This is a genomic window from Pseudoalteromonas sp. MelDa3 (genome assembly GCF_002863625.1).
Lineage (GTDB): Bacteria > Pseudomonadota > Gammaproteobacteria > Enterobacterales > Alteromonadaceae > Pseudoalteromonas > Pseudoalteromonas arctica.
In genome coordinates, this window is the sequence record NZ_PJBR01000243.1 from 1 (window position 1) to 9,531 (window position 9,531).

The window sequence follows — 9,531 nt, forward strand, 5'->3', positions numbered from 1 at the left end:
ATAAACACGCTCATATAAGTGGTTCTTTAATAGAAGGTAGGCTTACAAATAATAAGTTTCAACAAAGGCACGTTTTTGAAACATTGAAAAAAATTGCAAGTGATGATAGCTGCTTTATTAAAAATCAAGCAATCACTGATTTATGTAGTGCCGTGGAAAATGATGAGACTTCTAGCTTTTGGCTTGAGTCAATCAAGCGTTATGGTTGGAGTATCCTTTACAATGAGATTAAAGATGAAACGACCGTTAAGCAATTATTTGAAAAAGCGATTAATGTCCGGTCATCAAGGAAATCTTTAGAACTTCTAACATCGTTTATTGTAAAAAGTGAGCAATTTGATCCAGAAAGTGTATTTATGAAATACCTTTTTTCAGAAAGAATAATAAACGACTTATTTGAGCAACGTACCTCTTTTACATATGGTACTTTGTTTGCGCTACTAAAGATTTATAACATATTTAGCCCTCGCAGGCGCTCTAGCAGTGAACAGATAGATTATAAAAATCCTATGAATAATCTTATTTTACAATTTAGTAATTGCAATGACTTTGTCAGCGAAGCTAATTTATTGTACTTATTTTCAAATGATATCGCCGAGACTCGTGATCTAGTCAGTGATCTAAATAAATCGACTTTAAATAAAGTACACTCTTTGATTGTAAATATTAAATCAAAAGATACCCGTGCAAGTTATAGTAAGATAGTTGAAAGACCAGAAGCAAGCGACAGTGAGTTTGAAGATATAAAAAATGATGCTTTGAAATTCATATCGAGAGTATTAAGATTTTAGCTTGAAATTAAAGCGCGATAATTACCTTATCGCGCTTTAATTTTAAATATTTATTTTATCTTTCAGTTTTACCCCAAACCCAATAACTCCCAGTAACAACACAAATCCCCATACAAACACATTGCCATACTGGCTGTACACGCTGTCGCCTTTTATAAGCTTAATGTTGGCTCTCAATATGGTAGCTTCAAACTGTGGCATGGTTTGCTGTGTGTGGCTTATTGGGTCGTATACGGCGCTTACACCATTGTTGGTAACGCGCACTAGAGGGCGTTGTAGTTCGAGCGCCCGCATGCGGGCTATTTGCATGTGTTGCAAAGGCCCAATGGAGTCACCAAACCAGGCATCGTTACTTACCGTAAAGAGTAGGTCGGAATCGCTTTTGTAATTTCCGCGTACTAAATCGGCAAAAACAATTTCGTAGCAAATAGCGGGGAGTAAGTTATAGCCATTGGCGCGTAAGTTGTTTTGCACTTTGTCGCCACGGGTAAACGACGACATAGGTAAATCGAATAACGGGGCAATAGGGCGCAAAAAGTCTTGAAACGGTACAAATTCGCCAATAGGTAATAGCTGGTGTTTTTGATAACGGTTTTTATCAAGGTAATGGTAATGCCCGTGCTCGTCGCCGCGTTCTTTATTACCAACCACAATAAGCGTATTGAATATGTTTTTGGTGTCTCGCTGGTAGTCAACAATACCGGTTACAAGGGCGGTTTTATTAAACGAGGCGGCACGGTCTAAATTGGCTAGGTAGGAATCAGCAAGCATTTCTATTTCAGGCACCGCGGCTTCGGGCCATACTATTAAGTCGGCATCCCAATGTGGACGTGTCATGTCTTGGTATTTGCTCATTGTGGTCCAAAACTCACTTGGCTCAAAGCGCAGGTGTTGCTGTATGTTCCCTTGTACGAGCAATACTGACATATTTTTATCTGTGTAATGAATACTGCCTGTGGTGTTTGCACCTGCAAAAATAAGCGCAACTGCTGTCGCAGTAACCGCTGGGGTTTTAAAATCTTTTTGGGTTAAGCGATAAAGTGCAAAACCAATTGCGACACAGGTAAGGGTTAAGCCAAACTCGCCAATATAAGGGGCAAGCAGTCTTAAAGGTCCGTCAGTTTGTGTATAGCCAAAACTTAACCACGGGAAACCGGTAAGTACGGTGCCACGTAAATACTCACTAATTGCAAAGCTGGCAATTAGTAATGCGCCAAAGCTTTTAGGGCCACTGGCAAAGCGTGTAGTTGCCCAAAAGGCAAGTGCGGGAAATAACGCTAAGTAGGCGCACAAAAAAGCCATTAACGAGAGCGATGCTATCAGCGGCATACCGCCAAAGGTGGCAATAGAAACATGTACCCAGCTTATACCTGCACCAAACCAGCCTAGGCCAAATATAAAGCCATATTTAGCGGCGGTTTTTGCGTGTGCTTTACCGGTATTATTGGGATTAACGCAAAAAATTATGGCACCAAGGCTAATAAATACGATGGGCCAAATTTCAAAGGGAGCATAGCCAAAAGTTAAAACAAGGCCCGCAACGAGTGCGAGCCATGCTTTTTTATCTTTTGCTAATAGGGTAAGTCTAGTTAGCAGTTTCTTCACTGTCGTTATCATCAGCCTTAGGAACGGTGACTTGCAGTTGCAAAATACGACGATTGTCGGCGTTGGTTACTTTAAATTGGTAACCTTCTATGTCAATCGTTTCACCACGGCTTGGCATATGGCCAAATGCGTGCAGTACAGTTCCGCCAATAGTATCGGCTTCGTCTGTGCTGTAGCCTGTTTTAAAATGCTCGTTAAAGTCATCTACAGGTGTGAGTGCTTGCACTACGTGAACATGTTTAGCAAGTCGACGAATATCTTGATGTTCTTCTTCTTCGTCGTGCTCATCTTCGATTTCGCCAACAATTATTTCAAGAATATCTTCAATCGTTACCAAGCCCGATACGCCGCCGTATTCGTCAATAACAACAGCCATATGGTAGCGCTGCTGACGGAATTCGTTTAGCAATGTATCAACACGTTTGCTCTCAGGTACTACCATTGCTGGGCGTAAATAATCGCGTATTGATGGTAAATGCTCGTCTTTATTTAAGATCAGTGGCAATAAATCTTTAGCGAGTAAAAAACCTTCTACATGGTCTTTGTCTTCAATCACCACAGGAAAACGTGAGTGAGTTGAGTCAACCATCATTGGAATTAGCTCTTCAAGCGGGCTGTCGATCTCAAGAGTGATCATTTGTGAGCGCGGAACCATTATGTCTCGCACTTTAAGCTCAGACACGCCAAGCACACCTTCTATCATCTCTTTTGTTTCAGGATCGATTACGTCTCGTTCTTGCGCATCGGCAATAACTTCGACCAGCTCTTCTCTATTCTGGGGTTCCCCTTGCAACATTTGGGCTATTCTGCCCAACCACGTTTTGCCAGAAGAACCCTGGCTAGATTGCGAGTTACCGTCGCTCATTGCGTCTAATTGCTCCGTTAATTTAAATATCGTCCCGGTATGGGTCTGCTATGTTTAGCTTTGCAAGTAATTGCTTTTCGATGCTTTCCATCTCTAAAGCATCGTCACTCTTTATATGGTCAAATCCAAGCAAATGCAAGCATCCGTGAATAACCATGTGGGCAAAGTGGTCATGAAATGACTTCTCTTGCTCAATTGCTTCAGCTAATACAATAGCTGGGCAAATAATTAAATCACCAACCAAGGGAATATCTATTCCTGGTGGTGCTTCAAATTCGAACGACAGTACGTTGGTCGGTTTATTTTTACCGCGATAGTCGTTATTAAGTTGTTGCGATTGCGCTTCGTCGCTAATAACGATACTGAGTTCTGACTCGTCACGGTATTGGCTAAGGGCTTTGTCAGCCCACAGTGCAAATTGCTCTTCGCTTGGGAGGTTGTCAAACTCACAGGCTATTTGTAAATCAAGTTCGGTTGTCAAAGTATTACTCTTTAGTAGTAGGCTGTTGAATAGCTGCAAGTGCGTCTTTTGCATTTTGCTTTTCAATGCGCTTTAGTCGCTCGCTTTCGTCGTTTCGCTCGTAGGCTTCAACTATGCGTGCTACAACAGGGTGGCGTACTACGTCTTGGGCTTTAAAGTAGTTAAAGCTAATTTCGTTTACGCCATCAAGTACTTCCATTGCATGGCGAAGGCCTGAACGTGTGCCACGAGGTAAATCGACCTGTGTTATATCGCCTGTAATAACCGCTTTTGAGTTAAACCCTATACGGGTTAAAAACATTTTCATTTGCTCGGCGGTGGTATTTTGGCTTTCATCTAAAATAATAAAGGCATCGTTTAAAGTACGTCCGCGCATGTAAGCAAGTGGGGCGACTTCAATGATATTTTTTTCGATGAGTTTTTCTACTTTTTCAAAACCTAGCATTTCAAAAAGAGCGTCGTAAAGAGGGCGCAGGTACGGGTCTATTTTTTGACTTAAATCACCGGGTAAAAAACCAAGCTTTTCGCCCGCTTCTACAGCAGGACGCGTTAATAATATGCGGCGTATTTCTTGGCGCTCAAGGGCGTCAACGGCGGCAGCAACTGCAAGGTAGGTTTTACCAGTACCAGCAGGGCCAATACCAAAGGTAATGTCGTGGTTTAAAATATTAGCCACATAAACACCTTGGTTATCGTTACGTGGTTTAATAACACCACGGCGCGTTTTAATCACCATTTCTTTGCCGTAAGCGCTGCTTGATGCGTCTTGCTCTAGGGCTTTTGATTCGGTAATAGCTAAATGAACGGCTTCGGGTTCTATTTCGCCTAAAACACCACGAACTGGCTGAGTATCAACATAAAGGTTTTTTAAGATTTCTACAGCGCCGGCGCAGTTGTGTAGTTTACCGGTTACTTTAAAAAAGTTGTCGCGGTGAATTATTTCAACAGCCAGGTGGCCTTCAATTTGTTTGATGTTTTCGTCAAACGGGCCACATAAAGAAGAAAGGCGTTTGTTATCGGCAGGTTCTAAATAAATCTCTAATGTTTTTAACTGATTACTCAAAATTGCTTCCTATAGTACTGCGCCAGCGTTAACTGGCGCTAATAGTGTGACTAAGGAACGAAAGAAGCTACGCCAATTTCGTTAACAGTGTCTGGTTTTGGCTCTGCAGCTGCAGCTTTAGTTAAAATAGCTGAAGGAGCGATTTCACGTCGTAAGTTCATTTCTGATTCTGTACGAATTAAGTCACCACGTAAAGAGTTAGGTAGTGCTTCGGTAATACGTACGTCAACAAACTGTCCGATCACTGTGTGCGGGCCAACAAAATTTACTACACGGTTATTTTCGGTACGGCCACGTAATTCCATTGGGTTCTTTTTAGAAGGACCTTCAACAAGTATACGTTGCTCTGTATCGAACATTTGACGGCTAATTTGCTGCGCCATTTGTGTAATACGGTTTTGTAGTAAGTATAAGCGTTCTTTTTTCTCTTGCTCTGTTACGTCATCTGGCAAATCTGCCGCTGGCGTACCTGGGCGTGCACTGTAAATAAAGCTAAAGCTCATATCAAAACCAATGTCGCTAATAAGCTTCATGGTTGCTTCAAAGTCTTCTTTACTTTCGCCTGGGAAACCAATAATGAAATCTGACGACATGCTTAAGTTAGGACGAATTTTGCGTAACTTACGAATTGTCGATTTGTATTCAATTGCCGTATGGCCACGTTTCATTAGGTTTAATATACGGTCTGAACCACTTTGTACTGGTAGGTGTAAGTGATCTACAAGCTCTGGTACATCAGCGTAAACGTCGATTATATCAGGCGTAAATTCTACCGGGTGCGATGTGGTGTAACGAATACGGTCAATACCATCAATAGCAGCAATAAGACGAATTAAATCTGAGAAGTAACATATTTCGCCATCGTGCGTGTCGCCGCGGTATGCGTTTACGTTTTGGCCTAGTAGGTTTACTTCACGTACGTTTTGCTCAGCAAGCTGTGCAATTTCAAGTAGTACGTCATCTACTGGGCGGCTAACTTCTTCGCCGCGAGTATACGGTACAACACAAAAAGTACAGTATTTAGAACAGCCTTCCATAATTGATACAAACGCAGATGGGCCATCCGCTTTTGGCTCTGGCAGGCGGTCAAACTTTTCAATCTCTGGGAATGAAATATCAACAACCGATGAGCCTTTGTTGCCTTGCACTTGTTTAATCATTTCTGGTAAACGGTGTAGCGTTTGCGGGCCAAAAATAACATCCACAAATGGTGCACGTTGGCGAATAGAGTCACCTTCTTGTGAGGCAACACAACCACCTACACCAATTATTAAGTCTGGCTTGTCGTCTTTCAACAACTTCCAACGACCTAACTGGTGAAATACTTTCTCTTGTGCTTTTTCACGAATTGAACAGGTGTTAAGTAAGATTACGTCGGCATCTGTTGCATCATCAGTTAGCTGGTAGCCGTTGGTGGCATCTAAAAGTTCAGCCATTTTCTGAGAGTCGTATTCGTTCATCTGACAACCCCAGGTTTTAATATGCAGCTTTTTGCTCATTGAAATATTGCCTCGTGTTCAATTCGATAGTGGCACAAAAATGTGCTAGAAACAGGATTAAGGAGCAAGCATGCTCACTTAAAGGAGGCGTATTTTAGCTGGATACCCGCCCAGATCCAAGTATAGTTTTCATGTTTGTGATCTCAAATCAATACAGGGCGAGTTTAATCAGCTGTTAGGGATATCCTCTGGTATAAAACAAATTAATTTTGATACAATCAAAACAGACTCAAGTAATAATAAAATGATGAAAAACATGACTAAAAATAATGTGATAGTAGTTGGCGGAGGCATGGTTGGCGCGGCTATGGCGATAAAGCTGGCTCAACAAGGCTTTGCCGTGCGCATAATTGAAAAACACCTAATAGACCCATCGCACATTCTTAGTAGCGATAAGGTGGATATTAGAGTGTCTGCTATTAATCGTTTTTCAGAAAATTTACTTGATGAATTAGGGGCAATGCCTCTTTTAAGGCAAAACCGCATAGCACCTTATCAACAATTAGAGGCTTTTGAGCGCGGTGGTGACAATTTATTATTTGATTGCGCCGACATAAACACGACACATTTAGGCCACTTGATTGAAAATAGTCTAATTCAAGCAAGTTTGTGGCAGCAATTTGGGCATTATAAGATTGAGGTTATTGAGCAATCATTACCGGTAACTAAAGTAGAGCAAACGGATGATTTAATTACGCTTGTGTATGGTGATCAAACCTATACGGCTGATTTAGTAATTGCCGCCGATGGCGGGCAATCGCAATTGCGTGATAAAGCTAATATTGGTATTACGGGATGGCAGTACCAACAGCATTGCATGGGGGTATTAATTAAACTCGATGCCCCGCAACAAATTAAAACATGGCAACAGTTTACACCAACCGGGCCATTAGCATTTTTACCAATGCAGGCACCGTACGCTAATTTAATTTGGTACGACAATGCAAATACACTACAAGCATTCAAAGGGCTAAACCCAACTCAGTTAAAAACACACATACTGAATAAATTCCCAGAACTTGCTGGAGACTTTGAAGTACAAACCCATGCGATATTTCCGCTAACTCGCCAACATGCAAATAGCTATTCGCAAGGGCGTTTGGTTTTAGTGGGCGATGCAGCGCATACAATTAACCCGCTTGCAGGGCAGGGCGTTAATTTAGGTTTTCAGGACGTAGTGGCACTTGCTGAAGTTTTAAACGAAGCAGGAGATATAGGTTGCCCTCTGAAACTTAAAGAATACGAACGAGCTCGCCGCAGGGCTAATTTATTAATGATGAGCATGATGGACGCGTGTTACTTTGGGTTTTCAAATCAAATTACGCCACTTAAATGGGCACGTAGCCAGTTTTTAAAAATGGCTAATAATACGGGGCCAATAAAAAACTGGGTTTTAAAATACGCAATTAGCGGTGATTTAGGCTAAATTTAAAGTAGATATTAGAAAGGCTCATTTATGAGCCTTTTTTTATGCCTGTTTTTAAGTCAGCAAATAATGACTCGGCTATATTGAACACGGTTTTAATTTAACTGGTGTTACATCACTAAATCGCAGTTTAATAACTTTAAAGAGCTTGTGTGTGGATAATTTTTTTACAGTAATAATTATTTTAGGTGCGCTACTGCTTGTTGCTAGCTTAAAAACAACCGTTAAAGTTTGTAAAAAAACATCGCAAAGAGCATGGAGTGTAATGCTATGCGCTATTATTTTTTTTATTATAGGGTATTGGTGGGTACTTTATTATTTTTCAAATCACGACATTGCACCCGTCGTTATGAATATGGTGGCTATGTTGTTACTTGGCGGTGGTGGGTTTGTTTTTTTAGTTATTAAACTGAGCTTAAAAAGTATTCTTAAAATAGAGCAAGCAACGCAGTATCAAAAATATCAAACTGAGCACGATAACTTAACAACTCTACCTAACCGCGATAAGTTTTTTAAATCTCTGAGTAAACAAGTTGAATATCCCTCCCCATTTTCACTATTTTATATCGACTTAAATAACTTTAAACAAATTAATGATGCGTTTGGGCATCAGTGTGGTGACCAACTCTTGGCTGCATTTGCCAATAAACTAAATAAAGAATTATGCGGAATTGCTAAGTTATATCGGATTGGAGGTGATGAGTTCGCATTTTTACTGCATACCGATACAGATGAAAGCATGAATTATTGTGTAAACATTATAAACTCAGCCGTCAAAAGTCCGTTTTGCACGAATGAGCAAATGGTTAAAATACAGTTAAGTATAGGCGTAAGCCGTTTTCCTGATGATAGCCGATTGCCCGATCAGCTATTAAAAAAAGCTGACTTGGCACTGCATGAAGCTAAAAAAACATTTCAACCTTTAGTAAATTACTCATCTGCAATAGGTAAACGAGCTGAAGACTTTTTTGATTTATCAGCCAAAATTAAAGTGGCATTACATAAAGATGAGTTTGAGCTTTATTTACAACCCATAATGGACTCTAAAGATCTGCAATTACATGGCCTAGAAGCGCTTATACGGTGGCCGCAAGATGATGGTAGCTTTATTAGTCCTGAAAAGTTTATAACCGTAGCTGAGCGTACAGGGCTTATTTTTCCTTTATCGAAATGGGTTGTACAAGAAGCCGTTAATCACATTAGAAAACTAAAACTATTTGGCTTCACCGGTACTATACATGTCAACTTATCGACGAAAGATATTGAAAGCAGCGAGTTTTACGATTTTATAATTAGTTTACTCGCAACGGATCCTACATTAAGCGACTCGTTAATTTTTGAAATTACTGAAGGTGCAATGATGACAAATATACCGGCTGCTAGAAAAATGATGCAACAGTTGAGTATGCGCGGGTTTAAATTTAGTGTTGATGACTTTGGTACAGGCTTCTCGTCGCTGTCGTTATTAAGAGAGCTGCCAATTAATCAAATAAAAATTGATCAGTCGTTTGTCAAAGATATGCTTACTAACTCGCCTGATTACGCCATTGTAGAATCTACATTGTTTTTAGCGGGTCGATTAAATTGCGATGTAGTTGCTGAGGGAATAGAGACTAAAGAAGTAGAACAGGCGTTGTTGAATCTTAACTGTGATTATTTACAAGGGTATTTATATAGTAAACCAATAACAATAGATGAATTTATAAGTGTTTATTTAAATGCAGAGAAAGTAAGTTGAAGTTAATGAGTTTTGAGAAGTTTTAGACAGGGGAGTCAAATTGGCTGGGATACCAGGATTTGA

At 40.4% G+C, this 9,531-nt stretch carries 8 protein-coding genes; 3 read left to right on the forward strand and 5 right to left on the reverse strand.

The genetic code is table 11. The features are described 5' to 3' along the window. Positions 1 to 791 (forward strand): hypothetical protein (locus tag CXF89_RS21255; RefSeq protein ID WP_180961432.1); only part of this gene is annotated, 791 nt, incomplete at its 5' end. Positions 792 to 833: 42 nt separating this feature from the next. Here CXF89_RS21255 and lnt read toward each other — a convergent pair. The 5 genes from lnt to miaB are packed head-to-tail and all read right to left on the reverse strand — an operon-like array spanning position 834 to position 6,304. Then, positions 834 to 2,396 (reverse strand): apolipoprotein N-acyltransferase, encoded by a 1,563-nt coding sequence (gene lnt, locus CXF89_RS20300; RefSeq protein ID WP_121955597.1) that lies wholly within the window; start codon positions 2,394 to 2,396, stop codon positions 834 to 836. Continuing rightward, positions 2,377 to 3,261 (reverse strand): CNNM family magnesium/cobalt transport protein CorC, encoded by an 885-nt coding sequence (gene corC, locus CXF89_RS20305; RefSeq protein ID WP_007585597.1) that lies wholly within the window; start codon positions 3,259 to 3,261, stop codon positions 2,377 to 2,379. The genes lnt and corC overlap by 20 nt, the downstream gene beginning before the upstream one ends. A 22-nt stretch (positions 3,262 to 3,283) precedes the next feature. Next, the gene (gene ybeY, locus CXF89_RS20310; RefSeq protein ID WP_121955598.1) at positions 3,284 to 3,742 is read right to left on the reverse strand and encodes an rRNA maturation RNase YbeY; all 459 of its coding nucleotides are present in this window, start codon (positions 3,740 to 3,742) and stop codon (positions 3,284 to 3,286) included. Between the two features lie 4 nt (positions 3,743 to 3,746). After that, positions 3,747 to 4,805: a PhoH family protein gene (locus tag CXF89_RS20315; RefSeq protein WP_121955599.1), complete on the reverse strand. Its 1,059-nt coding sequence runs from the start codon at positions 4,803 to 4,805 to the stop codon at positions 3,747 to 3,749. A 50-nt stretch (positions 4,806 to 4,855) separates the two neighbouring features. After that, positions 4,856 to 6,304, reverse strand: coding sequence for a tRNA (N6-isopentenyl adenosine(37)-C2)-methylthiotransferase MiaB (gene miaB / locus CXF89_RS20320; RefSeq protein WP_101216148.1), 1,449 nt, complete (start codon positions 6,302 to 6,304; stop codon positions 4,856 to 4,858). 256 nt (positions 6,305 to 6,560) lie between these two features. Here miaB and CXF89_RS20325 point away from each other — a divergent pair, with 256 nt between their 5' ends. Together CXF89_RS20325 and CXF89_RS20330 are read left to right on the forward strand one after the other, a co-directional pair. Beyond that, on the forward strand, positions 6,561 to 7,730 hold the full coding sequence (locus CXF89_RS20325) for an FAD-dependent monooxygenase (RefSeq protein WP_257983251.1): 1,170 nt from the start codon (positions 6,561 to 6,563) through the stop codon (positions 7,728 to 7,730). A gap of 154 nt (positions 7,731 to 7,884) precedes the next feature. Further along, positions 7,885 to 9,468 (forward strand): putative bifunctional diguanylate cyclase/phosphodiesterase, encoded by a 1,584-nt coding sequence (locus CXF89_RS20330; RefSeq protein ID WP_121955601.1) that lies wholly within the window; start codon positions 7,885 to 7,887, stop codon positions 9,466 to 9,468. Positions 9,469 to 9,531 lie beyond the last annotated feature (63 nt).

Bases quoted from the DNA above. Each gene is read 5' to 3' on its own strand.
- corC (WP_007585597.1), bottom strand. From the start codon at position 3,261: ATGAGCGACGGTAACTCGCAATCTAGCCAGGGTTCTTCTGGCAAAACG.
- CXF89_RS20325 (WP_257983251.1), top strand. From the start codon at position 6,561: ATGACTAAAAATAATGTGATAGTAGTTGGCGGAGGCATGGTTGGCGCG.
- miaB (WP_101216148.1), bottom strand. From the start codon at position 6,304: ATGAGCAAAAAGCTGCATATTAAAACCTGGGGTTGTCAGATGAACGAA.